Source organism: Spirillospora sp. NPDC000708 (genome assembly GCF_040299565.1).
Classification (GTDB): domain Bacteria; phylum Actinomycetota; class Actinomycetes; order Streptosporangiales; family Streptosporangiaceae; genus Spirillospora.
Genome location: NZ_JBEPCJ010000051.1, coordinates 49407 through 75479 on the forward strand (window position 1 = coordinate 49407; position 26073 = coordinate 75479).

Consider the following 26073-nt stretch of genomic DNA (forward strand, 5'->3'; position numbering starts at 1 on the left):
CAGTGCCGTGTGCGTCCCGTGTGCTGCTCAGTGCCGGGCGCGGTGGGCGTTCAGATGGTGAGCGGTGGTGACGCGGGGGGCGGGGCTCGCCGTCGCCGGAGCGGCCGCCGCCGGGGCGGCGCCGAAGATCCCGGTGAACAGGTCGGTGCCGTTGACGGCGGGTCCGGTGTCGTTGGTCTCGATCACCGCGGGCTGGAACCCGTGTCCGGCGGCCGCGACGCTCTCGTAGTCGCCGAGGAAGTGGCCCCATCCGGCGTAGGGCGCCTTCAGCCAGTCGAAGACGCGGGAGATGCGGCGCTCGGACGGGCGGTTCTCGCCGCCGCGCGGGGACGTGAGGTACCACATGGCGGCAGGCAGCGTGGTGGTGTCGCCGGGGCGCAGGTAGCGCAGGTCGACGTAGGTGATGGCGACCGTGCCGCGGTCGTTCACCGCGATGGACGGGGTGAAGGCGGGCGCCGCCGGAGCCCCGTTGACCCGCACCGGAGCCGACCAGGTGCGGCCGCCGTCGGTGGAGTGGACGAGCTGGATCTGGTCGTAGGAGCCGGTGGGGTCGGCGCCCTCGAACGTCGCGTAGAGCTCGCCGGTCTGCGGGTCGACGGCGGCGCTGATGAGGTTCGCGCCGCCGCGCAGCGCCTTGGACGGGTCGTCGGGGGCGTTGGGGTCGACCTCCGGCACGGAGGTGTCGGGCGCGACCGTGACGGGCTTGCTCCAGGTCCGGCCCTGGTCCTTGGAGGTGACGACGGCGAAGTGCAGGTCGACCGGTTCGGTGGCGTCGACGCCGCTGTAGGTCTGCCATTCGAAGAAGTCGTACAGGACGTCGCGGCGGGCGTCGGCGACGATGACGTTGCCGATGGTCTGGGAGTTGGGGACCGCGCCGGTGTCCACGAACGGGTGCGCGGGCGTCCAGGTGCGGCCGTGGTCGCGGGTGATGGCGATGTAGGAGGGGCCGGTGTAGTGGGCGCCGGGTCCGGTGGTGACCTGGTCGATGCGGTCCCACACCTGGTAGGCGGTGCCGGGGTGGCGCGGGTCGGCGGTGACGGAGTTCTTGTCGTCGACGATGGACGGGTCGGTGTCGTCGATGAGCTGGGTGGTGCGGGTCCAGGTGCGTCCGCCGTCGTAGGAGGTGGCGGCGCCGACGCCGTTGCGGGCCGTGGACACGTCGAAGTCCAGGCCGCTGGCGTAGGCGACGCCGTCGGGGCCGAAGTCCACCCAGGCGTCGGAGGCGCGTTCGTAGTTCAGGCCGCCGGGGGCGCACTTGCTGAACGGCAGCGTGGTCTTGGTGAAGTGGCGTCCGTCGCGGCTGTAGGAGGCGGCGACGCCTTTGGCGCCGCCGTCGGACCAGCGGTCCTGCTGGTAGACGGCGATGACGCGGCCGGGCCGGTGCCGGTCGGCGGCGATCCACGGTTCCACTTCGGCGCCCGGGTAGACCGTGCCGTGAGGGCTGGCGCCGGCGGTGCAGGCGGCGTAGGGGTCGCCGGGCGAGATCGAGTGGACGGGCTGCGCGGCCGGGCCGGGCGCCGCGTGCGCGGCGGGCGCGGTGGCGAGCGCGGCGCCGAGCAGCAGCGCGGCGGCGGTGATCGTTGTGCGGGTCGTCATCGGGGGGAGCTCCTCGGGGGTCGGTGGAGCCGGACGGCGGCGGTGAGGATCTGCTCGTCGTCGCCTGGGACGGGCGCTGGGAGCAACGCCCGCGCGGAAGGTAGATCCGCCTCAGCGGGCCCACAAGACCCGGTGGCCGACTCTGGACACGCACGCCGGGTCCGGTACCGGCCAGACGGGCACGGGCCGGACGCGGGCCGGGCGCGGCGCCGGCGGTGACCGCGATGTGGCGGTTCACCGGAGTGCATCCGTATCGTGAACGCCGATCTTGACATGTGAGACGTCGACGGGGGAGGCTCGACCCGTGTCCGATCATGAAACCGGCCCCGGCCGGAAGCCCGGCGGGGAACCGGTCGCGCTCGTCACCGGGGCGGGCTCGGGCATCGGCGCCGCCGTCGCCGTCGCCCTGCTGGACCGCGGCTGGTGGGTGGCCCTGGCGGGGCGCCGCGCCGCACCGCTCGCGGACACGGCCGCGCGCGCCCGCGACGCCGGGGACCGGGCACTGCCCGTCCCCGCCGACGTCACCGACCCCGCGTCGGTCGAGGCGCTGTTCGGCGCCGTCGCCGAGCGCTGGGGACGGCTGGACCTGCTGGTCAACAACGCCGGGGTGTTCGGCGCGCCGCAGCCGGTCGAGGAGTTCTCGCACCGCGAGTGGCGGACCGTCCTCGACACCAACCTCACCGGCGCGTTCCTGTGCGCCCAGCAGGCGTTCCGCTTGATGAAGGAGCAGGACCCGCGGGGCGGCCGGATCATCAACAACGGGTCGCTGTCGGCGCACACCCCGCGCCCGATGTCGGCCGCCTACACCGCCAGCAAGCACGCGATCACCGGCCTCACCAAGACGCTGTCGCTGGAGGGGCGCCCGCACCGGATCGCGTGCGGGCAGATCGACGTCGGCAACGCCGCGACGGAGATGACCGGCCGGTTCGGGTCCGGCACCTTGCAGGCCGACGGGTCGGTGAGGCCTGAACCGGTGATGGACGTCCGGCACGTCGCCGACGCCGTGCTGTACATGGCGGGCCTGCCCCTGGACGCCAACGTGCAGTTCATGACGGTGATGGCCACCGCGATGCCCTCGTTCGTCGGCCGCGGCTAGGGGCCCGGCGCGCCGCGTCCCACGTTTAGGTCCCCACCAGGGGGAACGGGTCTGCCGCAGGCTTCGAAACGACGGCACGCGGAGGGGGCCTGAGGCCATGAGCACCCTGCGGACACACGACGGCCGGAGCGCCGCCGACATCACCGGGGCGTCCCGGCAGGACGCCGGACGCGCGCCCGCGGTCCACGACGGGCACAGGAGCGAGGCCGGGACGGGCGAGCTCGTCCGGCAGGCGACGCAGCAGGTCTCGGAGCTGATGCGCGCGGAACTGCGGCTCGCCGTGGCGGAACTGAAGGACAAGGGCCGGCACGCCGGCACCGGCGCCGGCATGTTCGGCGGCGCGGCGCTGGTCGCGCTGTTCGGGGCGGCGGCGCTGCTCACGGCCGTGATCGCCGCGATCGCGCTGGTGCTGCCGGTGTGGGCGTCGGCCCTCATCGTCGGCGGCGCGCTGGTGGCGGCCGCGGGCGTGCTGGCGCTGCTCGGCATGGCGCAGACCAAGCGGGCGACGCCCGCCAAACCCGAACGGGCGATGGACGAGGCGCGCATGACCGTCCACGACCTGAAGGAGAGGGCGACGCACCGATGACCACCCAGGGCAGGCACGGCGCCGACGCCGGCACCGAGGAGCTGCGCCAGGAGGTCGACCGGGCCCGCCAGGAGCTCGGGGAGACCGTCGAGGCGCTGGCGGCCAAGGCCGATGTCAAGGCGATGGCCCGCGACCGGGCCGACCAGGCCAAGGAGATGGCCCGCGAGCGCATGCTGCGCGCCCGGCAGGTCGTCGCGTCGCGGCAGGCGCGGACCAGGGCCGCGCAGGGCGGCGCCGCCGTCGCCGCGGCGGGCGCCGTCGCGGCGCTGACGGTGTGGATGCGGCGCCGCCGCACCGCGCAGGCACGGCTGCGCCGCCGGATCCGCAACGCGCCGGTGCAGGTCCGGGTGCGGCGGGCGCAGCGCGCCCCGATCCGCGTGCGCCGGACCGGCCGCGGACCGCTGGCACGCTGAGAGAGGACCCCCGGAAATGCGCAGGCCCTCCGCGCCCACCGATCTGCCCGTCACCTCGTGGGTGCGCGCCGCCAAGCGCGCCGCCGGCGAGTTCCAGCGCGACAACCTGTCGGACTGGGCCGCCGCCCTCACCTACTACGCCATCCTGTCGATCTTCCCGGCGATGCTGGTGGTGGTGTCGCTGGTCGGGCTCGGCGGCAAGTCGGTCACCAGCGACCTCATCGACAACCTCAACGGGATCGCGCCGGGCGCCGTGAAGAACGTCCTGGTCAGCGCGCTCACGCAGCTGCAGAACAACCGCGCCGGGGCGGGCGTCGCCGCGATCGTCGGCATCCTGGCCGCGATCTGGTCGGCGTCGGGGTACGTGGGGGCGTTCATGCGGGCGTCCAACGCCATCTACGACATCCCCGAGGGGCGGCCGATCTGGAAGACGCTGCCGCTGCGGGTGGGCGTCACGATCGTCACGCTGGTGCTGCTGTCGGTGTCGGTCATCGCGGTGATCGTGTCCGGTCCGCTCGCCCGCAAGGCCGGCGACCTGCTCGGGCTCGGCTCGACCGCGGTGACGGTCTGGGACATCGTCAAGTGGCCGGTGATGCTGATCGTCGTCAGCTTCCTGTTCGCGCTGCTGTACTGGGCGGCGCCGAACGCCAAGCGCGGTTTCCGCTGGGTCACCCCGGGCGGCGTGCTGGCCATCCTGCTGTGGTTGGTGGCGTCCGGGGTGTTCGCGGCCTACGTGACGAACTTCTCCAATTACAACAAGACCTACGGCAGCCTCGCCGGCATCATCATCTTCCTGGTTTGGCTGTGGGTCACGAATCTGGCGATCCTGCTGGGCGCGGAGATGAACGCCGAACTGGAGCGCGGCCGCGCCATCGCCGCCGGGCGGCCGGCGGGAGCGGAACCGTATGTCGAATTCCGCGACACCCGCGGGTTCAGCGAGGAGGAGAAACGCGAGACCGGCGTCGCGGGCGGCCGGGACGCCGATGAGAATGCGGGCGGCCGGGACGGCCGGCACGGCGCCACCCGCTCCTGACCCGGGGTGACGGCCGGACGGCGGGCGGCCGACCGGGTGGTTACCGGGGAACCACGGGTCGCCGAACGGCGAGCCGGGTGAATAGGATCGGCGCGTGCTTCGTCCCACCTTTCCCATCGAGACCGAGCGCCTGGCGCTGCGTCCGTTCCGAGAGGACGACCTGGAGAGCCTCTACGCCTACCAATCCCTTCCCGAAGTGGCGCGTTTCCTCTATTGGGAGCCGCGTGACCGGGAGGAATCGCGGTCGTTCCTGCGCGAGAAAATGGCCGCCGCGACCCTGGAGAAGGAGGGCGACTGGCTCGTGCTGGCGGTCGAGTGGCGCGAGACCGGCGATCTGGTCGGCGAGGTCAATCTGCAGTGGCGCAGCCGCGAGCACCGGCAGGGCGAGATCGGCTACATCCTGAACCCGTCCTTCCACGGCAAGGGGTTCGCGACGGAGGCGGCCGAGGTGGTGCTGCGGCTGGGGTTCGAGGGCCTGGGGCTGCACCGGATCGTGGGCCGGCTGGACGGCCGCAACGCCGCGTCCGCGCGGGTGCTGGAGCGGCTCGGGATGCGGCGCGAGGCGCACCTGGTGCAGAACGAGCTCGTCAAGGGCGAGTGGACCGACGAGGTCGTCTACGCGATGCTGCGCGACGAGTGGGAGGCGCGCGGCTCCGGCGGCGCGGGCGGCTCGGAGGAGCCCGCCGGCTCCAGCCCGGACGGTTCCGGCGGCGAGCCCGAGCAGGACTGACGGCGGTACCCGGGGGCGGGCTGATGGCGTGCCGGGCGCGGCCGGTCAGCGGCCCGCCTGCTCGTCCAGGTGGCGGGCGAGGTCGCGGACGTGCCCGCGCAGTTCGGCGGGCCGCCGGATCACGAACGGCCAGCCGAGGCCGGCGAGCATCCGCGCCATGCCGTCCAGGTGCTCGGCGCGGGTCGTCATCACCACTCCCCCGGCGGTCTCGGTGAGGGTGGCGACGGTCGCGGGGACGCGCCGGCGCGCCTGTTCGAGCGTGGTCTCCAGCAGCACCTCGACCTCGTGCGCGTACGGGACGCCGGCCAGCGACCGCGTCACGTGCTGGACGGGGTCGGCGCCGGCGGGGATCTCGTAGGCGGCGCCGGTCGCGGTGCCGCCGGTGTCGGCGGAGGCGATCCGGTCGACGCGGAAGGTGCGGACCTCGCCGCTGCGGTGGTCGTGGCCGGTGGCGTACCAGCGTCCGGAGTGGAACACCAGGCCGTAGGGGTCCAGGTCGCGTTCGGAGTCGGCGCCCTGCCAGGACCGGTACCGCAGCCGGACGCGGCGGCGCTCGCGGACGGCGGCGGCCAGGGTGAGCAGGACGCCGGTGGAGGGCGCGGCGGCGTCGCGGGCGGCGAGGGTGAACCCGAGGGTCTCGCGCAGCGCCTGGACGCGGTCGCGCAGCGCGGCGGGCAGTACCCGCTGCACCTTGGCCAGCGCGCTCTCGGTGGCCTGTCCCGGCAGGCCGAGGCGGCGGCCGGCCACCAGGCCGAGCACGACCGCGACCGCCTCGTCGTCGGTGAGCATCAGCGGCGGCAGCTTGTAGCCGGGCATCAGGCGGTAGCCGCCGTGCCTGCCGCGTTCGGCGACGACGGGCACGCCGAGGTCGTCGAGGCGCGCGGCGTAGCGGCGGACGGTGCGCTCGTCGACACCGAGCCGGCGCGCCAGGTCGGGCCCCGTCATGCGGTGGTGGGCCTGCAGCAGTTCGAGCATCGCCAGCACGCGGGTCGTCGGGTGGGACCGGCCGGAGTCCGGCGCCGGGTGTGACACGGGACACTCCACTAATCCGGGCGGTTTCTGTCCGGTATCGAGCCTAGCGTTGACCTCACCAACGAGGGAAAGGGCGCTGACATGGCGACGTTCGTATTGGTTCCGGGGTTCTGGCTGGGCGCGTGGGCGTGGGAGGAAGTGGCCTCGGGGCTGCGGGAGGAGGGCCACGAGGCGCTCCCGGTGACGCTGACGGGGCTCGCCGAGCGGGCGGGCGAGCTGACGCCGGAGGTGGGCCTGGAGACCCACATCGCCGACGTCGTCGACGCGGTGGAGAGCGCCGGTCCGGGGCCGGTGGTCCTCGTCGCGCACAGCGGCGCGAACATGGCGGTCACCGGAGCCGCCGACCGGATCCACGACCGCGTCTCGCGCGTGGTCTACGTCGACAGCGGGCCGATGCCGTCCGGGATGGCGGGCATCGACTTCCGCGCCCCCGACGACCGCGCCGAGTTGGAGAAGACCGTCGCCGAGGAGGGTGATGGCTGGACGATCCCGGTGCCGGCGTTCGACGCGGACATCGACCCGGTCAACCTCGCGGGGCTGAGCGCCGAGCGGCTCGCCGAGATGCGGCGGCGCGGCACTCCGCAGCCGTTCGCGACCGTGACGCAGCCGCTCCGGCGGCCCGAGCCGCTGCCGGGCACGCCGCGCACGCTCGTCCTGTGCACGATCCCGCTCGCGGCGGTGCGGCAGATGGCCGACAGCGGCAATCCGGTGTTCGCCATGATGGCCGGGCCGGGCTGGACGTACCGGGAGCTGCCGACCGGGCACTGGCCGATGCTGTCCGAGCCGCGCGAGCTCGCCTCGCTGCTCGCCGAGTCCGCCGGTCCGGAGTGAGGCCCAGGCGGCAAGGCTGAGGCGGGGTCAGAGTCGGGTCGGTGGCGGGTCGGGGGCGGAGTCAGGATCGGGGCGGTGGCGGGGTCAGGCGTCTTTGGGGGCGGGGGTGACCGGCGCGGCGCGGCGGCGGCCTTCGCGGGCGGGTTCGCCGGGCACGACCAGGACGCGGGCGGCGCAGGCCAGCAGCGTGCCGATCCCCCATCCGGCGAGCGCGTCGGTCGGCCAGTGGTAGCCGAGCGCGACGACGGCGACGGCGACCAGGGCGGCCAGGGTGTGCGCGGCGATCGTCCAGCCGCGCGAGGCGCCGGCCATCGCGGCGATGAACAGCAGGCAGGCGGCGGCGTTGGCGGAGTGCCCGGACGGGAACGACAGGTGCCCGGCGGCGAACAGCTCGTCCTCGCCGTACAGGGGTGCGGTCCGCGCGAACAGCACCTGCGCGGACCGCACGACGAGTTCGGTGCAGGCCAGCCACAGGCCCGCGCGGATCAGCAGCGGGAGGCTGCGGCGCCGCCACGCGGCGGCCGCGGCGGTGACGCCCGCGAGGCTGCCGACGATCCAGTACTGGCCGCCGTTGACGATCGTCCGCCACGTCCAGTGCCAGGCGCCGGTGCGGGGCGGCAGGCCGGCGGAGAACACCCACTGGTCCAGGTGGCGCAGGGGGCCGTCGGCCACCACGTCCAGGACGGCCGCGGCCGTGGCGAGGGCCGCGGCCGCCGTCAGTGCCCGGGGCCGCCGCCGGTCGGCGCGACCGCCCCCCGGCCGATGCGCCCGCATTCCTCGATCCTGCCCGATGCGCGGGACCCCTCACGCCGAGACCTGGCTCACATGCCGGTCCCCCGGGCGTCGCGCGCGGTCCCTCATCGCCATATTTGACCCGAGTGTCACCGGGTGCTCACGGTGCCCCCTGAATGACTCACTTATCTACAGTGAGGCGGAGTTTTCTTTGTTACTCCGGTTTGTAGATCATTTGGCGGGTCGGCGGCACACTCTGCGGAAGTCGCGCGGCCACGGGGGTCGGGCCTGTTCCGCAAGGTGAGCATATGACACCCTCTGTCCGCCGTCCGGCACCCACGGTCGTCCACTGGCGGCGTTCGGTGACGGCGGCCGCCGCCACGGTACTGGTGGCCGGGATCGGCGCGGCGGGGGCCGGGGCTGCGCAGGCGGACACGGCGCCGGTGAAGGCGGACGACGGCGCCCGGATCACCCAGGAGACCAAGGTCGCCGACCACGAGGTGGACGTCACCATCTCGTCCCCGGCGCTCGGCAAGTCGGTGAAGACCCGGATCCTGCTGCCCGGCGACTGGGCGCGCGGCTCGGCGCGGACGTGGCCGGTGCTGTACGCCTTCCACGGCGGCCAGGACAACTACACCTCCTGGACCAAGAACACCGACATCGAGGACTGGGCCGCCAAGTACAACGTCCTGGTCGTGATGCCGGAGGGCGAGAACGGCTCGTACACCGACTGGTACAACTACGGCAAGGGCGGGACCCCCAAGTGGGAGACCTTCCACACCGCCGAGGTGCGCCAGCTGATGGAGCGCAACTACGGCGCGGGCGCGGTCCGCGCGGCGATCGGCAACTCCTCGGGCGGGCAGGGCGCGTACAGCTACGCCGCCCGCCACCCGGGGCTGTTCAAGTACGTCGCCTCGCTGAGCGGCACGCTGTCGCTGCGGTCGGCGGGGATGCCGGCGATGCTGATGTTCACCAACGCCGGCAACGGGCAGGACCCGTTCGCGATCTGGGGCATCCCGTGGGCCGACGACGCCAACTGGGCGGCCCACGACCCGTACGCGCTGGCCGACAAGCTGCGCGGCACGCAGCTGTTCTTCTCCTCCGGGACGACCGGCAAGCCCGGTCCGGGCGACCCGAACGTGGCGCCGTGGGACATCGGCCTGCTGAGCGAGATCGCGGTCGGCGCGGACAACCAGGAGTTCAAGAAGCGCCTGGACGAGCTGAAGGTGCCCTACACCGCCGACATCTACGGCGACGGCCGCCACAACTGGCCCGCGTGGATCCGCGAGGCCACCAAGATCTGGCCGACGATGATGAAGGCGATCGGCGCCAACCAGGTGACCGTCACCGCGCGGCACCGCTGACCTCGGGGTCTCCGCCGCATGGGCCTGCCTGGGCCCTGACGCTGTGGCGGGGCCGCGCGAGGAGCAGAGGCTGAACCCGGCCCGGTTCCGGGGACGACTGCGGCTGTCGTCCCCGGAACCGGGCCGTCGCCGTCAGGCCCGGGCGCCCCGAGCCGGGGCCGCGTCCGAGGGTCAGTGCTGGTAGGTCAGGCCGTGGCCGAAGGGGTACAGGGCGGTGCCGGGGTCGTCGCGGGTGGGGATGGCGACGGGCAGCCTGCCCTGCGGGTCGATCTCGCCGAACAGGGCCTTGACGGCCGAGCGCAGCGCTTCGGCGGTGTAGGAGTAGGTGGCCAGGTAGGTGGCGGCCTCGGGGAAGTAGGCGATGTCGTAGGGGTCGCGGACGGCGATGACGACGACGGGCTTGCCGGTGGCGACCAGAGCCTTGACGAGGTTCGTCTGCCCGGGGCCCTGGTGGCCGGGTTCGGTGCTGACGTCCCAGGCGCGGTTGGTGACGGCGACGACGAGGTCCTGGTCCTTGGCGGCGGTGACGGCGTCGTCGATCTGCGCGGGGGTGGGGCTGAGGCCGGTGCTGCGGACGGTGGTGGCGGCGCCGTGCCCGGCGATGCCGGTGGCGAGGCCGGCGGTGGTGGAGGCGGTGCCCCATCCGGCGATGAGGACCTTGCGGGGGCCGGTCGTCAGCGGGAGCAGTCCGGCGTCGTTCTTGATCAGGGTGGTGGTGCGGTCGGCGGCGCGCTGCGCGGCGGCCAGGTGCGCGGGGGTGCCGACGGTCCGGCCGACCCTGGAGGTGTCGGCGTAGGGGCTGCGGAACAGGCCGCGCTTCTTCTTGAGGGCCAGCACCCGGTACACCGACGCGTCGAGGCGCTGTTCGCTGATCTCGCCGGTCTTGACGGCGTCGACGACGGCGGCGAGCTGGCGGGCGAACACGCCGTTCCCGGAGGCGTCGGCGGGTGGTTTGAGGAGCACGTCGGCGCCGGCCTTGAGGGCGAGGACGGGGATGCGCTCGTCGCCGTACTTGTCGCGGACCCCCTGCATGTCGAGGGCGTCGGTGACGATGACGCCGCGGTAGTGCAGCTGGTCGCGCAGGATGCCGGTGAGGATCGGCTTGGACAGGGTGGCGGGGTCCTCTGAGGGGTCGAGGGCCGGCACGATGATGTGCGCGGTCATGATGGCCTCGGCGCCGGCGGCGATCGCGGCGCGGAAGGGCGGCAGGTCGAGCGTCTCCCACTGGGCGCGGGTGTGGCCGATGCGGGGGACGCCGGTGTGGCTGTCGGTGGTGGTGTCGCCGTGCCCGGGGAAGTGCTTGGCGGTGGCGGTCACTCCCCCGTCCCGGTAGCCGCGCAGCTGCGCGGTGACCATGGACGACACCAGTGCCGGGTCGGAGCCGAAGGAGCGGACGCCGATGACGGGGTTGGCGGGGTTGATGTTGACGTCGGCGTCGGGCGCGTAGTCCTGGTTCACGCCGATGGCGCGCAGTTCCCGCCCGGTGATGCGGGCGAGCGCTCCGGCGTCGCCGGTGCTGCGTCCGGCGGCCAGCGCCATGCTGCCGGGCGACTGGGTGGCGGGCGGCTGGACGCGCGCGACGATGCCGCCCTCCTGGTCGGTGGCGATGGTCTCGGGGACGCGGTGCGGCTGGGCCATCGCGGCGCGCTGGATGCCGTTGGAGAACCCGGCGAGCTGCGCGGGGTCGGCGACGTTGTTGGCGTAGTAGATGAATCCGCCGGGGTGGTAGCGGGCGACGATCTGCGCGGCGTTGTCGACGCCGTACAGCTTCCGGTTGGCGGCGACGTCGGCGGGGTCGGCGGTGTCGGCGCTCTTTCCGTAGACCTGCAGGACGAACAGCTGGGCGGCCTTGTCCTGCAGGCTCATCGAGCGCAGCAGCCGCACGAGGGCGGGGTCCTTGCCGGCGTCGCGTCCGGTGGTCTGGGCGTGGGCGGGGGGGGCGGTGAGCGCGGTGGCGGCGAGCGCTCCGGCGGCCAGTCCCGCGACGGCGCGGCGGGCGCGGCCGGTGCCGGGCGCGCGGATGCTGAGTGCGCGGATGCGGGACGCGCTCTCGGGGGGCCGGGGAGGACGGTGCGTACGGGGCAGGTGCATGACGGCTCCCTCCGCCCCCGAGCTGCTAATTGATCAAGGTTCTGCTCGCACGCTAACCCGGTGGGGCGGGCTCGTCCACGGCAATGGTCGACGATGTGGTCCGGGTCCGTCCTGCTGCGGGTAAAAGGGGGCGCGTCCGCCGCGCCGGGCGGGTGACGGGGCTCGGCGGGTCAGGGGCGGGTCAGGGGCGGGTGATGAAGGCGAGGGCGGCGTCGGTGACGGCGGCGGGGTCGCGTCCGGCGTCGATGAGGCGGGCGGCGCCGTCGAGGGTGCCGAGGATGAGGGCGGCGGTGGCCTCGGGGTCGGGGTCGCCGCGGTCGGCGAGCGCCTCGCGCAGCGGCGCGATGAGGGCGCGCTGCCGGTCGGCGAGCCAGTCCAGGCACGCGGGGGGCAGCCCGGCGGCGGCGATGGCGTCGGTGACGCGGCGGTCGTCGCTGCGGGCGAACTCCAGGTGGCCGCGGACGTAGGCGGCGATCCGCGCGGCGGGGCCGTCCGGTTCGGCGGCGGCGGTGGCGGTGCGCAGCCGGTCCGTCCAGTCGGCGAAGACGTCGGCGGCGAGCTGGGCGAGGATGTCGCCGGTGGAGCCGTAGTACTTGTAGACGCTGGAGCGGGCGAGGCCGGCGCGGGCGCCGACCGACGCCGGGGTCACCGCCTGCGCGCCGTCGGCGAGCAGGATGTCGCGGGCGGCGGCCTGCAGGGCGGTGTGCCTGCGGGCGCGGTGCTCGGCGACGGTCGGGGCGGTGATCCTCGGCATGCGGTCTCCTTCCGCGGCGGGGAGGTGCGGGCGCGGCTAGTTCATTCTGCCGTCCCGGATGCGCACGACGCGGTCGGCGGTGCCGAGCAGGCCCTCGTCGTGGGTGACCAGGACGGTGGCGGTGCCGCGCCGGTGGGCCTGCTCGGCCAGCAGCGCGACGATGTCGCGGGCGCGGTGCTGGTCGAGGGCGGCGGTGGGCTCGTCGGCCAGCAGCAGCGCGGGCCGGTTCATCAGGGCGCGGGCGATGCCGACGCGCTGGCGTTCGCCGCCCGACAGCTCGTGGGGGCGGCGGTGCGCCTTGGCGGTCATCCCGACGGCGTCCAGCAGTTCGGCGGCGCGGTCGCGGTGCTCGCGGGTGACGCGCCCGCCCAGGTGCGCGACGAGCAGCAGTTGGTCGCGGGCGGTGAGGGAGGGCAGCAGGTTGGCGGACTGGAACACGTAGCCGATGCCGGTGCGGCGCAGTGCGGTGCGGCGCGCGGGGGCGGCGGCGGTGACGTCGGTGCCGCCGACGGCGACGGTGCCCTCGGTGGGGGTGATCAGCGCGCCGGCGACGGCGAGGAGGCTGGACTTGCCCGAGCCGGAGGGGCCGGCGACGGCGACGACCTCGCCTGCCCCGACGGTGAGGTCGACGCCGTCGAGGGCGGTGACGAGGGTGTCGCCGGCGCCGTAGCGCAGGGTGACGCCGGACAGGGTGAGCCCGGTGCGGGTCGCGGTGGCGGTCATCGGTGGCCTCCCAGGGCGGCGAGCGGGTCGACGGAGGTGACGCGGCGCAGGGCGGCGACGGTGCCGAGCACGCCGAGGACGATCAGCAGCCCGGCGGCGGTCGCCAGCGGCGCGGCCTCCAGGGCGATGGGGACGGTGCGGGACGCGGCGTGCAGCCCGGCGGTGATGCCGACGCCGGCCGCGGTGCCGACGGCGGTGGCCGACACCAGCACGACCAGCACCTGCGCGACGGCGTCGCGCGCGAGGTACCAGGCGGATCCGCCGAGCGCCCGGACCAGCGCGATCTCCCCTCGGCGCTGGACGGTCCACACGACGAAGAACGCGGCGACGACCAGCATCGAGATCAGGTACAGGAACACCTTGATCAGCGTCATGGTGGCGGTCTCGGCGGCGAATCCGGGCGAGGCGGAGTAGGACTTCTCCTTGGTGAGGACCTGCGCGTCCCCGCCGCCGGCGACCGAGGGCGCGGCGTCCAGGGCGATCGCGGTGGCCTGCTGGTAGGCCTGCGCGGGCGGCGTGCCGGGAAGGCCGTAGTGGACGCGCTGCCAGGTGCGCAGCGGCGCGTAGACGACGGCGACGTGGGTGAAGGACCGGTCGCCGACGGTGCCGATGACGGGCAGCGCGGCGCCGCTGCGCTCGACGCGGAGGGTGTCGCCGATCCGGACGCCGTCGTCGGCGAGGCGGGCGGAGATCAGCACGCCGTCGGGGACGGAGCCGAGCGCGCGGCCGGCGGCGGGGCGGGGCGCGATGAAGGAGCCGGGTTCCATGCCGAACACGGCGATGTCGAGGTCCTGGCCGGTGCGGGCGTTCTTGGCGTGGGCGAGCTGGTTGCCGTAGGCGGCGGCCCTGCGGACGCCGGGCCGCGCCGCCCAGGCGGCGGCGTCGCCGGCGGGGACGGTGCTGCGCGAGTACAGGTCCCCCTCGACGCCGCGCTGGAAGGCGAAGTGGGTGACGGGCATGGCGCGCAGCGCGGACACGCCGTCGCCGACGAGCCCGGACGACAGGCCGGTGAGGACGGCGGCGAGCACCGAGATCAGCGCGATCACGGTGCCCATCAGCAGGAAGCGGCCGCGGGCGAACCGCAGGTCGCGGAGGGCGAGGAACACGGAGGGGCTCCGGAGGGATGGTTGGCGACAGTGTGTCGCCAACCATATGATGGCGACACGATGTCGCCAAAATCGGGGTCACTTCCGGCGCCGGAGCCGCCCGAGCCACCGCCGTGCCCACCGCGGTGCGCGCCGCGAGGCCCGCCGCTCGCGACGGGGCGGCGTCGTCCGGGTCAGCGGGTGCTCCTCCACCTCGTAGCGGCGGACGTAGGCGCCGGCGAACGCCTGCACGCTCGCGCCGAACGGCAGCGCCACCAGCGCCCCGACCGGTCCGGCGACCGCGACCCCGGCCAGCACCAGGCCGAACGCGACGGCGGGGTGCATGTCCAGCGTCCGGGCGGTGATGCGGGGCTGCAGCAGGTAGTTCTCGATCTGCTGGTAGGCGATGATGAACAGCAGGATCCACAGCGCCGTCGACGGCGAGCGGGTCAGCGCGATCAGCACCGGCACCGCGCCCGCCAGGTAGGTGCCGACCGCCGGGATGAACTGCGACACCACCCCCACCCACAGCGCCAGCGTCACCGCGTACGGCACTCCGAGGCCGGCGAGCGCGATGTAGTGCGCGACGGCGGAGATCAGCGCCAGCAGCGCGCGCGAGTAGATGTAGCCGCCGGTCTTGTCGATCGCGATCTCCCAGGCCCGCAGCACCGCGCGCTGCCGGTGCGGCGGCAGCAGCGAGCACACCGTCCGGCGCAGCTGCGGGCCCTGCGCCGACAGGTAGAAGGTGAACAGCAGCACCCCGAGCGCCTTGAAGATCACTCCGAAGGCGGTGGTGCCGATCCCCCACACGTTCTGCGCGAGGCCCGACACGTGCCGCGACAGCGTGCCCGTCACCGTCGGGAGCCGCTGGAACAGGGTGTCGCGCGACAGGCGGGTGCCGAAGGTGGCGTTGACCCAGTCGATGACGTGCCGTACGTAGCCGGGGAACCCGTTGATCAGGTGGCTGGTCTGGGTGGCCAGCAGGGATCCGATGCCGCCGACGAAGGCGGCGAGCAGCACGGCGATCACCACGAACATCAGCCCGGTGGCGGCGCCGCGCCGCCATCCGCGGGCGGCCAGCCGGTTCACCGCGGGTTCGATCGCGAACGCCAGGAACAGCGAGACCAGCACGAGCAGCAGCAGGCCGCGCAGCCGTGCCAGCAGCCACAGCAGCGCCAGGAACGCCAGCGTGATCACGCCGGCGAGCGCGAACGCCCGGGGCAGCCACGGCGGCATCCGCCGCGGGCCGGCCCCGCCGGTCCCGGCCGGAGCCGCGCCGGGAGGCGCGGGAGGCGCGGGAGGCGCGGGCGGTGAGGACGCCGCGTCGGGCGGGACGTCGGCGGGCTCGTACGCGGGCCTGTCGCCGGGCGTCTGCGGCATGGCCGCACGCTAGCCGCGCGCATGGCCCGTTCCCCGCCGCACGCGCCCGCCTTTGCCGAGACTTCAGCCGCCGCGCCTGGCGGGCGCGGTGCTCGCGGGGCGGGCGTGTAAAGAAAGGTCGACCCTGCCTTGCCCCGCGATCCGGGTAGCGGCGCGCGTGCCCGGGAACGCCCCGCGGAACGCACCGATACTTCTGGGGGTTCACGGGATGGGGTTCGTCACGACGCGCGACGGCAACGAGATCTACTACAAGGACTGGGGCTCGGGCGCCCCGGTGGTGTTCATCCACGGCTGGCCGCTGAACGCCGACGCGTGGGAGGACCAGATGAAGGCGGTGGCCGACGCCGGGTACCGCGGCATCGCCCACGACCGGCGCGGGCACGGCCGCTCGTCGCAGCCGTGGGACGGCTACGACTTCGACACCTTCGCCGACGACCTCGCCGACCTGCTCGGCGCCCTCGACCTGCGGGACGTCACGCTGGTGGCGCACTCGATGGGCGGCGGGGAGCTGGCCCGCTACATCGGCCGGCACGGCACGGGCCGGGTCTCCAAGGCGGTGCTGCTGTCGGCGATCCCGCCGCTGATGCTGAAGACCGACGCCAATCCCGAGGGCGTCCCGGCGCAGGTGTTCGAGGACATCAAGGCCGGGATCCTGAAGGAGCGGTCGCAGTTCTGGAAGGACAGCTCGGAGGCGTTCTTCGGCGCGAACCGCCCGGGCAACAAGGTGACGCAGGGCAACCGGGACGCGTTCTGGTTCATGGCGATGCACGAGAGCATCAAGGCGGGCGTGGACTGCACGACGGCGTTCGCGGAGACCGACTTCACCGACGACCTGAAGAAGTTCGACGTGCCGACGCTGGTCGTGCACGGCGACGACGACCAGATCGTCCCGATCGACGCGACCGGCCGCAAGTCCGCGCAGATCATCCCGGACGCGACGCTGAAGGTCTATGAGGGCGGCTCGCACGGCATCGCGATGGTGCCGGGCGACAAGGAGCGCTTCAACCGGGACCTGCTGGAGTTCCTGGCCTCCTGAGCCTGCTGAGGTTCTCGGCCTGGGCTTCTCGGCCTCGCGGCCGCGGCGCCCGCGCCCGCGCTTGCCCGGCGCGGGCGTCCGCGCCGGGCCCGGGCACGGGCAGGCTCGTCGACGGCGGGGCTCGTCAGCAGCGGGGGGTCACGAACTCGGGCTGGTCGAGGACGCGGAGCCAGCTGCCGTCGGGCTGGCGGCGGGCGACCTGCGCGCGGGCGCCGGCGCCGTCCTTGGGCGGGGTGGAGGTGAGCGCGAGGTCGCCGCTGACGAGGGTGGGCAGCGGCTCCTCGGGCTCGAAGTGCGGGCGCCCGGCGAGCACCTTCTCCCACAGCGCGCGGATCGCGTCGCGGCCGACGGTCTGCGCGCCGGGCGGGTAGGCCAGCACGGCGTCCTCCTCGTAGAGCGCGGCGACCCCGGCGGCGTCGCCGGCGTTGGAGCGCTCGACGAACAGGCGGGTGATGTCCTCGGGGCGCATGGCCTTCTCGTCCATGGTGTCCTCCCTGGTGGGCTGGTGTGTCACCTCCCATGCTGGTCACTCGCAGTACAGAAGTCCAACAGATGGTTCTTCTGCAATCCAGAAGCCCTGGTTATGGCTGGCGAGGATCGGGACGCCGGTTCCCGGTGAGGCGCCACCGCCCGCCGGTGCCGCACGGTGCGGCAGGATGTGGCGGTATGGGGCAGATCTTCAGTCATCAGCTGCGGGTGCGGTACAGCGAGTGCGACCAGCAGGGCGTGGTGTTCAACGGCCACTACCTGTTCTTCTACGACGTGGCGCTCACGGAGTTCTGGCGGGCGGCGGTGTGCGGGCCGGACGAGATGGTGGGCGCGGGCTACGACCTGGTGGTGGCGGAGGCGCGGATCCGGTACCGGGAGGGCGCGCGGTTCGACGACCTGGTGGACGTGGAGATGCCGGTCGCGCACCTGGGGACGACGAGCATGGTGGTGCGTCCGCGGTTCGTGGTGGGCGGGCGGCTGATGGCCGACGGCGAGGTCCGGCACGTGTTCGTCGACCCGCGCTCCAAGTCCAAGCGGGAGATGCCGGGGGACGTGCGGGCGGCGCTCGCGCCCTACCTGGAGGAGACGGGACAGGCGGCCGGCACCGGGTCAGGCTCGTGATCGCTTTGCGACGTGTCGAGCGTCGTGCGAGATCCGAATTTGGAATCCGGGTTATCGCCTGATGGGTCCGGCTCAGTTCCCGTGGGTCCGATTCAACTGGGTGGGGGCCGCCCGGGGCAACCCCTTTTGCGGGGCCGTTCCGGGCGGGCCGTCCGCGGGGCGGGTCTGCGGGGGCGGGGTGGTCGGTCAGCGGGCGAACAGGGAGGCGTAGACGGCGCGGCCGCCGTCGGTGACGACCTGCCCGGCCAGGTGCGGGCCGGTCACGGTGGACAGCCGCAGGTCCAGGTAGCGTTCCTCCTCCCGCATCTGGACGGGGTCGCGGAGTTCGTCAAGGCCCGCGGCGGTGAGCCGGTGGGCGATGTCGGTGAGGCGGGCGGCGCGGTCGCGGTCCAGGGCGCCGCGCAGTTCGGCGAGGGAGCCGGCGTCGTAGGGGACGGCGGGGGCGGGCGCGGGTTCGGCGCGCCAGGCGGCGACGCCGTAGGCGAAGCAGGCCAGGGCGGGCCACATCTCGGCGAAGTAGCGCGGGTCGGGGCAGATCTCCAGGCCGGCGAAGCGCCCGGCGACCAGGAACAGCGCGCCGACCTGTCCGGGCTGGGGTTCCAGGCGGCTCTGGAACTGGGTGAGGACGGGCCGCTTGCGGGACAGGATCTGCTCGAGGTGGCCGCGGCGGGGCAGCCCGCAGCGGTGGTTGAGCTCGGCGATGTCGTCCCACAGCTTGGCGTAGCCGCGGACGTCGCGCAGTTCGAGGGCGCGGGCGCGCAGTTCGCCGGGGAGCACGAAGAACCACTGGTCGCGTCCGGTGAGGTAGCCGCCCTGGGTCTGCTGGACGCAGCAGGCGTCCTCGAACAGCAGGCTCTGGCCGGGGGCCAGGAACGCCGACCGGCACAGCGCGTGGTTCTGGGCGGCGTCCTGGACGTAGCCGATGTGCAGGGGGACGATCGCGACGCCGTCGGCGGCGCCGTTGCGCAGTTCGAGGCGTCCGTAGCCGGTGACGCGCGACAGCTTCAGCCCGGTGCGGGGCGGGACGAAGCCGGGGCGGGCGGGGCCGGAGACCGGCACCATGGTGAGCGCGCCGGCCTGCTGCGGGGTGCCGAGGCGGTGCCCGGCGAGGCTGAGCGGGCCGGGCAGCAGCGTGTCGAGCGCCGTCATCTCGGTCATGCGGTGCTCCTTTCATTCGTGCCGGCCGGAGGCCGCTCCCCCGAAATCGCGCGCGGGCGGCGTACAAGGCGCGCGCAGCGCGCTCAAGGGCGTGCGCGGCCTCCGGGCCGGGGGTGGTTCGGGTGGTTCGGGGGGCGGTTCAGGCGGCGAGGGCGGTGGTGAGGTCGGCGGCCTGCCGGTCCAGGGCGTCCAGGCGGTCGTGCAGGGCGGCGCGCAGCCAGGGGCGGCCCGCGGGGCAGTGCGCGAACATCCAGGGCAGCAGGGTGGTGAAGTCGTCCTGGTGCCAGAACCCGCGCTGCGGCAGGGACGGTGCGGGTCGGCGCAGGGTCAGGTCGTCGGCGGCGGTGAACAGGGCGTGGCAGAACACCACGGGGGTGGTGACGCCGGCGCGCGGGAGGGTGGCGGCGACGCGGGCGAGGTCGCCGGGGAACCGGTTCTCGTAGCCGTCGGAGACGACGGCGACCAGGTCGGGGCCGGCGGCGAGGGCGTCCAGGACGCCGGTGGCGAGGTCGGTGGCGCCGCGGGGGGCGCGTTCGTCGCCGCCGACCTCGACGACCTCGAGCCGGTCGCAGACGCGCGACAGCAGCATCCGCAGCGCGGCGGCCTGCGACAGCACGGCCCATTCGCGTTCGCCGTAGCCGCGCATGGACGCCGAGGCGTCCAGGACGAGCGCGACGGTCCCGGCGAAGCGGGGGTAGGCGCGGGCGGCGTCGTCGACGTAGCGGCCGAGCGCGGCGTACAGGTCCTCGGCGGGGCCGCCCCGGTACAGGTGGACCAGGGTGGCGGCGATGTCGCCGCGGTTGGTGGCGGTGACGGTCGCGGGCTGTTCGCGGGCGGGGTCGAGGGTGAGGGCGGGCTCGTCGGGCAGTGCCCGCACCGGGCCGGTCGCTGTGCCGGTCGCTGTGCCGGGCGTGGTTCCGCTGCCCGCCGCGGTTCCGGTTCCGGTGAGGCCGCCGGTGGTGGCGGTGGGCGGTGCGGCGTAGAGGGCCTGGACGCGGGCGGGCGCGGCGGCGGGGACGGCGAGGAAGCGCAGCAGGCGGCGGCGCAGGTAGTCCGAGGCGGTGTCGCCGTCGTCGATGCGGCGGGCGCAGCCGCGGGCGGCGGTCTTGCCGAGCGCGTGCTCGAAGCAGTCGAGCAGTGCGGGGCGGCGGGCCGCGATGAGCGCGTCGGCGTCGGGGTGCTCGAGCACGAACCGCAGCACGGTGCGGGTGGTGTGCTTGTGGTTGGCGCGCAGCCGGCGCAGCGCGAGCAGGACGGTGATGACGTGCGCGGGCGGCAGCGCCAGCGTCAGGACGCGGGCGAGGCGCGCGAGGGTGTCGCGGGTGGCGTCGTCGAGACCGGCCTGGGAGGCGGCGAGGGTCTGCAGCAGGACGCGGGCGCGCTGCCAGGGCAGCGCGCCGGGGGCGAGGGCCAGCAGCGCGTAGTGCTCGGGGCCGGCGGCGTGGGCGGCGCGGTGCAGGTCCGCGTCGTCCCAGCGCAGGGTGCCGCCCCGGGGCAGGGTGAGCGGGGTGTCGTGGGTCTGCAGGTGGGCAAGGAGCGTGGGGGTGTCCATGATTGATCGCCTCCGCAGTCATGGATTTTAGGAACGCCGCGGAGTGCCTCGACACTCATTTTTCCGGCGGTGGCCGCCCGATCCCTGCGTTGGTGCCGCGCTATGCGTCCTCGCCTGGCCGTGTACCGGTGTCGGCGGGTGCGGGTTTGGGGGCGTAGTCGCCGATGCCGTGCTCCAGCATGCCGAAGACGCGGGCGGCGGAGGCGTAGACGTCGTCGCGCATCTCCTTGAGGGTCTCGCCGGCGCGTTTGCGGGCGGCGATCTCCTCGATGAGGACGCCCTGGGCGGCGTAGATCATCGCGGCGGCGGCGCGGGGGGTGATGTCGTCGGGGCCGGCGCCGGTCTCCTCGGCGAGGACGCCGGCGAGCGCGTCCTTGAGCTGCTCGCCGAGTTCGCGCATGCGGGCGGTGAGGGCGGGGCTGTCGTGGACGGTCTTCAGCCAGACCTCGGAGCCCTCGTGGAAGGCGGTCCGGTAGTCGCCCTCGTCCAGGCCCTCGAAGAAGCGGCGGCGGAACGCCGCGACGACGCCCTCGCCGGGGCGGCGGTCGCGGAACGCCTGCCCGGCGGCCTCGATCATCTCGCCCTGGCGGTCGAAGAACAGGTCCTCCTTGGTCCTGAAGTAGTTGAAGACCGTGTTGACCGACACGTCGGCGGTGCGGGCGACGTCGGCGACGGTGACGTTGTCGAAGCCGCGGGTGATGAACAGCCCGGTGGCGATGTCGGCGATGCGGCGGCGGGTCTCGCGCTTCTTGCGCTCGCGCAGCCCCGGCTCGGGTCCGGGCCGCCGGTCGATCTCCTTGCCCATGCCCGGAATCCTACCTTCGCTGGTGCAAGTAAAAACTTGGTGCCACTGAAAATTTGTGGTTACTCTACTTGGCGAGTCGTTCCCCCATCGGAGGTCATCGTGATCGAGGCACGCGGGCTCGCCCGCACCTTCACCGGCAAGCACGGGACGGTCGAGGCCGTGCGCGGCGTGGACCTGTCCGTGGCGCCCGGCGAGATCGTCGGGTTCCTCGGCCCCAACGGCGCCGGGAAGACCACCACGCTGCGGATGCTGACGACGCTGCTGGCGCCGACCGCGGGCACCGCGCAGGTCGCGGGCCGCGACCTGCGCGCCGATCCGGGCGGGGTGCGGCGCCGCATCGGCTACGTCGCGCAGGGCGGCGGCACCGACCCGTCGGTCCCGGTCGGCGAGGAGCTGGACCTGCAGGCCCGCCTGTACGGGGTGCGGAACCGCGCCGCGCGGATCGGCGAGCTGTGCGCGCGGCTGGAGCTGGAGGGTCTGCGGGGGCGGCCGTGCGGGGCGCTGTCGGGCGGTCAGCGGCGGCGCCTGGACATCGCGCTGGGGCTGGTGCACCGGCCGCCGCTGCTGTTCCTGGACGAGCCGACGACGGGCCTGGACCCGCAGAGCCGCGGGAACCTGTGGGAGCACGTCCGCTCGCTGCGCGCCGGGGACGGCACGACGGTGTTCCTGACGACGCACTACCTGGACGAGGCGGACGCGCTGTGCGACCGGCTGCTGATCATCGACCGGGGCCGGATCGTCGCCGCGGGCACGCCCGCGGAGCTGAAGCGCCGCGTCGCGGGCGACGTGGTCACCCTGGAGTTCGCCGACCCGTCGGGCGGCGCGCCGGCGCGCGAGGCGCTGTCGCGGCATCCGTCGGTGCGGGAGGCGGTGGTCGCCGGCCGCGGCGTGCGGCTGACCGTCGAGGACGGCGAGCGGCAGCTGATGAGCCTGGTGCGGGCGCTGGACGCCGCGGGGGTGGAGCTGGCGTCGCTGAACCTGTCCCGTCCCAGCCTCGACGACGTGTTCCTCACCGTCACCGGCCGTTCCCTGCGCGACGCCGCCTGACCGGCGGCGGATCCATCCCCCGAGAAGCGAAGGAGGACTTCGATGTCCTTGGCACGGACGGCCGCCGACACCCGCCTGGTGTTCGGCCGGTATCTGCGGCAGACGCTGCGCAGCAAGGTCGCGGTGGTGTTCGGCGCGGTGCAGCCGCTGCTGTACCTGGTGCTGTTCGGGCCGCTGCTGTCGCGGCTGGTGGACGTGCGCGGTTTCGGCGCCGGCAACGCCTGGCAGGTGTTCGTGCCGGGCGTGCTGATCCAGCTGGCGCTGTTCGGCGCCGGGTTCGTCGGGTTCGGGCTGATCGGTGAGCTGCGGTCGGGGGTGGTGGAGCGGCTGCGGGTGACGCCGGTGAGCCGGACCGCGCTGCTGCTGGGCCGGGTGCTGCGCGACACCGTCATCGTGGCGGCGCAGGCGGTGATGCTGGTGGCGGTCGGGCTGGCGCTGGGGCTGCGGGCGCCGGCGGGCGGCATCGCGGTCGGGCTGCTGTTCGTGGTGTCGCTGGCGGTCGCGATCGCCTCGCTGTCGTACGTGCTGGCGATGCGGACGCGCAGCGAGGACGCGTTCGCGCCGCTGCTGTCGGCGGTGACGCTGCCGCTGATGCTGCTGTCGGGGATCCTGCTGCCGATGAGCCTGGCGCCGGGCTGGCTGGACGCGGTGTCGCGGTTCACCCCGTTCCGGTACGTGGTGGACGCGGCGCGGGCGGCGTTCCTCGGCGACTACGCGACGGCGGCGGTCGCCGAGGGCGCGCTGGTCGCGGTGGTGCTGCTGGTGGTGTCGGTGTGGCTGGGGGCCCGCCGGTTCCGCGCGGAGAACGCCTGACCCGTCCGGCGGCCCGGGCCGCTGGCGCCCTTAGGTCAGTTCGGGGCGTCGGCGGGCCGGGCCGCGGGCACCGCGCCGCCACCGGCCGCGCTTCCGGTGTTGGTCCCGATGGCGGCGGCCGGGCGGTCGGGTGGGACGGCGGCGCGCTGGGCGATGTAGGCGCCGGTCAGGACGATCGCGCCGCCGGCCGTCTGCGCGGCGGTGAGGCGTTCGCCGAGCGCCGCCCAGGCGATGAGGGTGGCGGCGACCGCCTCGGTGTAGCAGATGGCGCCGCCGACCTGCGCGGACAGCCGGTGCAGGCCGGCGATCCCGGTCAGGTAGGCCAGCACGGTGCTGACCAGCGCGATCCAGGCGACCAGCGCCCAGCCGGGCGCGGTGCGCCCGGCGACGGGGACGGCGTCGCAGAGCACCCGCCACGGCAGCGCCCACGGCGCGGCGAGGGCGGCGAGCGCGGCCGCGGCGACGACGCTGCCGGCGGTGGTGATGACCAGCGGGTCGACGCGTCCGGCGAGGCGGTCGACCAGCAGGAAGTAGGACGCCTGGCAGGCGGCGGCGCCGAGCCCGGCGGCCAGCCCGAGCGGGTCCAGGCTCAGGCCCGTCCACACCTGGACGACCAGGGCGAGGCCCGCCATGGCGACCGCGACGCCGGCGGCGGCGGTGCGGTGCACGGGCGCGCGGCGCACCAGCCGCAGCCACGCCAGCACCATGACCGGCCCGGTGAACTCCAGCAGGATCGCCACGCCGACGGGCAGCCGGGACGCGGCGAGGTAGTAGCAGGCCTGGCATCCGGCGACGCCGGTCAGCCCGTAGGCCGCCAGCCGCCCGAGGTGGGGCCGCAGTTGCGCGCGCAGGGAGCGCGCGCCGCGCCGGGCCCGCACGGCGCACACGATCGGGACCAGCGCGAGCGCCGACACGGTGATGCGCAGCCACACGGCCTGCAGCGGGTCCAGGCCGCCTTCGATGAGCGCCTTGCCGAACGGGCCGGACGCGCCGAAGCACACCGAGGAGAACACCGCCAGCGCGACTCCCTGGGCGCGGGTGCGCGCCGCCGCGTCGACGCCCATCGCCGCCCCTCCCCTCGACCGTTCAGGAGCATCGTGCCATAACGCTCATTACAAAGGGAGGGCGGAACGCGACCGACAGAACACGACATGCCGGACACTCCGCCGGGGAGGACTACTATTCGCCGGGTGAGCTGGCAGGGGGCCGGGGCGGGACCCGGCGGGACGGGAGGCGGCCCGAGCGCGGACCTGTTCGCGGCGGTCGAGGGCAACGTGCGCGAGCTGGTCGCCTCCCCGTGGTGGCGGACCGCCCAGCCGCAGGAGCGGGCCGGGCAGATCGCCGCGCGGATGCTGTGGGGCGCCGGGGAATGGTGGCTGTTCGGCGCGTGGGGGCGCTGGTACCGGTGCGGCCTGGACGGCGCCTGGTTCCCCTGCCCTCCCCCGCCCGACCACGCCGACCGGCGCGTCGCCGTCCCGGCGCCGCGCGGCGCCGGCACCCCGCCGGTCCCGCCGCAGCTGTACCCGACCGGCCCCGACCTGTCGGCCGGGCGGGTCGCGCCGCTGGGGTTCCTCGGGCCCGTCCCCGACACCGCCGTCGTCGCGCGGATCTCCCAGGCCATCACCACCGCGCTCGCGGTCGACCCGCAGCAGTTCGCCCAGCGCGACCCGATGTTCCAGCCCGGCACGCCCAGCACCATCGCCGCCGCGTGGGGCGCGCTGCTGTGGTGCGCGGGCTCCCCGGTGGTGCTGACCGAGCACCCGCTGATCGAGTCGTTCATCCCGTTCCTGACCACCTCCGCCGACCGGCTGCACTGGATGATGCCGCCCGACTTCGGCACCCTGGCCGGCTACTACATCCACCGGCTCGGCGCCGGCGACGGCGGCGGCGCCGCGCACATCGCGCGGGTGATGTACGAGGTCGCGGCGGGCCTGCAGGCCGACCCGCGGTTCCGGCCCGGCGCCGACGCGCTCGCCGCGGTCACCGCGGCGTCGCTGCGGATGGTCAACCAGGACATGGCGACCGTCCGGTACGGGCCGGAGGCGATCGTGCAGGAGTGGCGGCGCCGCTGCCCCGCCGAGTTCGCCACGCCGATGGTCCGCGACACCGCGCCCGGCGAGTACCTGCGCCTGGCCCTGTACGACCTGGAGCAGATCGTGCACGGGCTGACCGGGCCGCGTCCGGTGCCCGGCGGCCGCAGCCACGACGAGGTCCGCCGCGCGGGGATCGCGGTGCTGGCCGCCGACCTGCAGGCCGCGCCGGGCGCGCTGCCGGCGCTGCAGCGCTGGCTGGACCCCGACAGCGCCCGCACGCTGCAGGCGGTGCTCGGCGACCCCGCCAACCCGCTGCGGGCGCTGTGGCCGCGCGACGGGCGGCTGCCGGACGCGCTGCGCCGCGACGACCCCGACGCGCTCGCCGCGCTGCTGGCCACCACCTACACGATCGGGCTGACGTGGTGCCGGCTGGCGCAGGTGCCGCCGCCGGCGTCGGGGTTCGCGGTGCCGCAGGCGGTCGCGGCGGAGCTGACGTCGCCCGCGATGCACTCCCCGCCGTCCACCGACGAGCTGTCGGCGTGGGACATCATCAAGGCGGCCCGCGCGCACATGGCCGCCGAGCGGGCGTCCTCGGGCGAGGACCGGGCCGTCGCGCCGGTGCCGGAGCCCGCGCAGGAGGCGCCGGTATCGCCGCCGGTGTCGCCGCCTGCGGCGCATGGGGCCGAGTCGGTTCCGCCGCCGTCTCCCGCGCCGTCTCCGGCGGTGCACGGGGAGCGTCAGGCGCCGGCGAACCCGCTGTCCTCCGACGTCCCGCCCCCGCGGATCGCGCCGCCTCCTCCCCCGCCGCCCGCCGCGCCGGAACCCGAGGCGCGCGCCGCGTCCCGGCAGGAACCGGCACCGCCCCCTGCGCCGCACTCCGCGCCGGAGCCGCCGCCCGCTCCCGCTCCCGCTCCGGCGGAGGAGCCGCGGTGGCCTTCGGAGCCTCTGCGGGACGGGGCGGGCGAGCCGCTGTGGCCCTCGGAGCCCGAGCCGCCGGCCGTGCACGCCCCGGCGACGCAGCTGGACACCGACGCGTTCCGCACCAAGCTCGACCAGGGCCCGGCGTGGCCGGG

The 26073-nt window shown here is 74.7% G+C and carries 25 protein-coding genes; 12 read left to right on the top strand and 13 right to left on the bottom strand.

Features of this window, described 5'->3' with window-relative positions:
* Nucleotides 1-27: 27 nt before the first annotated feature.
* Nucleotides 28-1596 carry a hypothetical protein gene (locus tag ABT299_RS30920; RefSeq protein ID WP_500252891.1) on the bottom strand — a complete coding sequence of 523 codons (1569 nt, stop codon included), beginning with the start codon at nt 1594-1596 and terminating at the stop codon, nt 28-30.
* Nucleotides 1597-1900: 304 nt separating this feature from the next.
* Here ABT299_RS30920 and ABT299_RS30925 point away from each other — a divergent pair, with 304 nt between their 5' ends.
* The 5 genes from ABT299_RS30925 to ABT299_RS30945 all read left to right on the top strand — a co-directional run bounded on the left by ABT299_RS30925 (nt 1901) and on the right by ABT299_RS30945 (nt 5454).
* Nucleotides 1901-2692, top strand: a complete 792-nt coding sequence (locus tag ABT299_RS30925) for an SDR family oxidoreductase (protein ID WP_500252892.1) — start codon at nt 1901-1903, stop codon at nt 2690-2692.
* A gap of 97 nt (nt 2693-2789) precedes the next feature.
* Nucleotides 2790-3278, top strand: a complete 489-nt coding sequence (locus tag ABT299_RS30930) for a phage holin family protein (protein ID WP_190856631.1) — start codon at nt 2790-2792, stop codon at nt 3276-3278.
* Complete coding sequence (locus tag ABT299_RS30935; protein WP_387019001.1) at nt 3275-3691, top strand: DUF3618 domain-containing protein; 417 nt, start codon at nt 3275-3277, stop codon at nt 3689-3691. Before ABT299_RS30930 ends, ABT299_RS30935 begins: the two co-directional genes overlap by 4 nt.
* A gap of 16 nt (nt 3692-3707) precedes the next feature.
* Nucleotides 3708-4724 carry a YihY/virulence factor BrkB family protein gene (locus tag ABT299_RS30940; protein ID WP_500252893.1) on the top strand — a complete coding sequence of 339 codons (1017 nt, stop codon included), beginning with the start codon at nt 3708-3710 and terminating at the stop codon, nt 4722-4724.
* A 94-nt stretch (nt 4725-4818) separates the two neighbouring features.
* Complete coding sequence (locus ABT299_RS30945; protein WP_500252894.1) at nt 4819-5454, top strand: GNAT family N-acetyltransferase; 636 nt, start codon at nt 4819-4821, stop codon at nt 5452-5454.
* Between the two features lie 45 nt (nt 5455-5499).
* Here ABT299_RS30945 and ABT299_RS30950 read toward each other — a convergent pair whose 3' ends face one another.
* On the bottom strand, nt 5500-6486 hold the full coding sequence (locus tag ABT299_RS30950) for a helix-turn-helix transcriptional regulator (protein WP_500252895.1): 987 nt from the start codon (nt 6484-6486) through the stop codon (nt 5500-5502).
* An 81-nt stretch (nt 6487-6567) separates the two neighbouring features.
* On the opposite strand from ABT299_RS30950, the gene ABT299_RS30955 reads away from it, so the two are divergent.
* Nucleotides 6568-7317 (top strand): alpha/beta fold hydrolase, encoded by a 750-nt coding sequence (locus tag ABT299_RS30955; RefSeq protein ID WP_500252896.1) that lies wholly within the window; start codon nt 6568-6570, stop codon nt 7315-7317.
* A gap of 84 nt (nt 7318-7401) precedes the next feature.
* Here ABT299_RS30955 and ABT299_RS30960 read toward each other — a convergent pair whose 3' ends face one another.
* On the bottom strand, nt 7402-8091 hold the full coding sequence (locus tag ABT299_RS30960) for a phosphatase PAP2 family protein (protein WP_500252897.1): 690 nt from the start codon (nt 8089-8091) through the stop codon (nt 7402-7404).
* A gap of 266 nt (nt 8092-8357) precedes the next feature.
* Between ABT299_RS30960 and ABT299_RS30965 the strand changes: the two genes are divergently transcribed.
* Nucleotides 8358-9413: an alpha/beta hydrolase gene (locus ABT299_RS30965; protein ID WP_190856626.1), complete on the top strand. Its 1056-nt coding sequence runs from the start codon at nt 8358-8360 to the stop codon at nt 9411-9413.
* A 171-nt stretch (nt 9414-9584) separates the two neighbouring features.
* Here the strand turns inward: ABT299_RS30965 and ABT299_RS30970 are convergent, their stop codons facing one another.
* The 5 genes from ABT299_RS30970 to ABT299_RS30990 all read right to left on the bottom strand — a co-directional run bounded on the left by ABT299_RS30970 (nt 9585) and on the right by ABT299_RS30990 (nt 15446).
* Nucleotides 9585-11504, bottom strand: coding sequence for a glycoside hydrolase family 3 protein (locus ABT299_RS30970; protein WP_500252898.1), 1920 nt, complete (start codon nt 11502-11504; stop codon nt 9585-9587).
* Nucleotides 11505-11685: 181 nt separating this feature from the next.
* Nucleotides 11686-12258, bottom strand: coding sequence for a TetR/AcrR family transcriptional regulator (locus ABT299_RS30975; protein ID WP_387019019.1), 573 nt, complete (start codon nt 12256-12258; stop codon nt 11686-11688).
* Nucleotides 12259-12294: 36 nt separating this feature from the next.
* Complete coding sequence (locus ABT299_RS30980; protein WP_190856624.1) at nt 12295-12981, bottom strand: ABC transporter ATP-binding protein; 687 nt, start codon at nt 12979-12981, stop codon at nt 12295-12297.
* Nucleotides 12978-14087, bottom strand: a complete 1110-nt coding sequence (locus ABT299_RS30985; protein ID WP_500252899.1) for an ABC transporter permease — start codon at nt 14085-14087, stop codon at nt 12978-12980. Before ABT299_RS30985 ends, ABT299_RS30980 begins: the two co-directional genes overlap by 4 nt.
* A 78-nt stretch (nt 14088-14165) precedes the next feature.
* Nucleotides 14166-15446 carry an AI-2E family transporter gene (locus tag ABT299_RS30990; RefSeq protein WP_500252900.1) on the bottom strand — a complete coding sequence of 427 codons (1281 nt, stop codon included), beginning with the start codon at nt 15444-15446 and terminating at the stop codon, nt 14166-14168.
* A 208-nt stretch (nt 15447-15654) separates the two neighbouring features.
* Between ABT299_RS30990 and ABT299_RS30995 the strand changes: the two genes are divergently transcribed.
* A complete protein-coding gene (locus ABT299_RS30995) occupies nt 15655-16482 on the top strand; it encodes an alpha/beta fold hydrolase (protein WP_190856622.1) in 828 nt (275 codons plus the stop codon).
* Nucleotides 16483-16606: 124 nt separating this feature from the next.
* On the opposite strand, the gene ABT299_RS31000 is transcribed toward ABT299_RS30995, so the two are convergent.
* On the bottom strand, nt 16607-16966 hold the full coding sequence (locus ABT299_RS31000; protein WP_500252901.1) for a YybH family protein: 360 nt from the start codon (nt 16964-16966) through the stop codon (nt 16607-16609).
* Between the two features lie 182 nt (nt 16967-17148).
* Here ABT299_RS31000 and ABT299_RS31005 point away from each other — a divergent pair, with 182 nt between their 5' ends.
* On the top strand, nt 17149-17592 hold the full coding sequence (locus tag ABT299_RS31005) for an acyl-CoA thioesterase (protein ID WP_190856620.1): 444 nt from the start codon (nt 17149-17151) through the stop codon (nt 17590-17592).
* Nucleotides 17593-17778: 186 nt separating this feature from the next.
* Here ABT299_RS31005 and ABT299_RS31010 read toward each other — a convergent pair whose 3' ends face one another.
* From ABT299_RS31010 to ABT299_RS31020, 3 genes are all read right to left on the bottom strand, one after another.
* Entirely contained in the window at nt 17779-18750 is a 972-nt protein-coding gene (locus tag ABT299_RS31010) for an ARPP-1 family domain-containing protein (protein WP_500252902.1), read from the bottom strand.
* A 139-nt stretch (nt 18751-18889) separates the two neighbouring features.
* On the bottom strand, nt 18890-20302 hold the full coding sequence (locus ABT299_RS31015; protein WP_500252903.1) for a hypothetical protein: 1413 nt from the start codon (nt 20300-20302) through the stop codon (nt 18890-18892).
* Between the two features lie 100 nt (nt 20303-20402).
* Nucleotides 20403-21107 carry a TetR/AcrR family transcriptional regulator gene (locus ABT299_RS31020; RefSeq protein ID WP_500252904.1) on the bottom strand — a complete coding sequence of 235 codons (705 nt, stop codon included), beginning with the start codon at nt 21105-21107 and terminating at the stop codon, nt 20403-20405.
* Nucleotides 21108-21206: 99 nt separating this feature from the next.
* On the opposite strand from ABT299_RS31020, the gene ABT299_RS31025 reads away from it, so the two are divergent.
* Nucleotides 21207-22154 carry an ATP-binding cassette domain-containing protein gene (locus ABT299_RS31025; RefSeq protein ID WP_500252905.1) on the top strand — a complete coding sequence of 316 codons (948 nt, stop codon included), beginning with the start codon at nt 21207-21209 and terminating at the stop codon, nt 22152-22154.
* A 42-nt stretch (nt 22155-22196) separates the two neighbouring features.
* Nucleotides 22197-22967 (top strand): ABC transporter permease, encoded by a 771-nt coding sequence (locus ABT299_RS31030; protein WP_433135496.1) that lies wholly within the window; start codon nt 22197-22199, stop codon nt 22965-22967.
* A 35-nt stretch (nt 22968-23002) separates the two neighbouring features.
* Here the strand turns inward: ABT299_RS31030 and ABT299_RS31035 are convergent, their stop codons facing one another.
* Entirely contained in the window at nt 23003-24031 is a 1029-nt protein-coding gene (locus ABT299_RS31035) for an EamA family transporter (protein ID WP_500252906.1), read from the bottom strand.
* A 126-nt stretch (nt 24032-24157) separates the two neighbouring features.
* On the opposite strand from ABT299_RS31035, the gene ABT299_RS31040 reads away from it, so the two are divergent.
* The coding region (locus ABT299_RS31040) for a hypothetical protein (protein ID WP_500252907.1) at nt 24158-26073 on the top strand (1916 nt) is incomplete at its 3' end.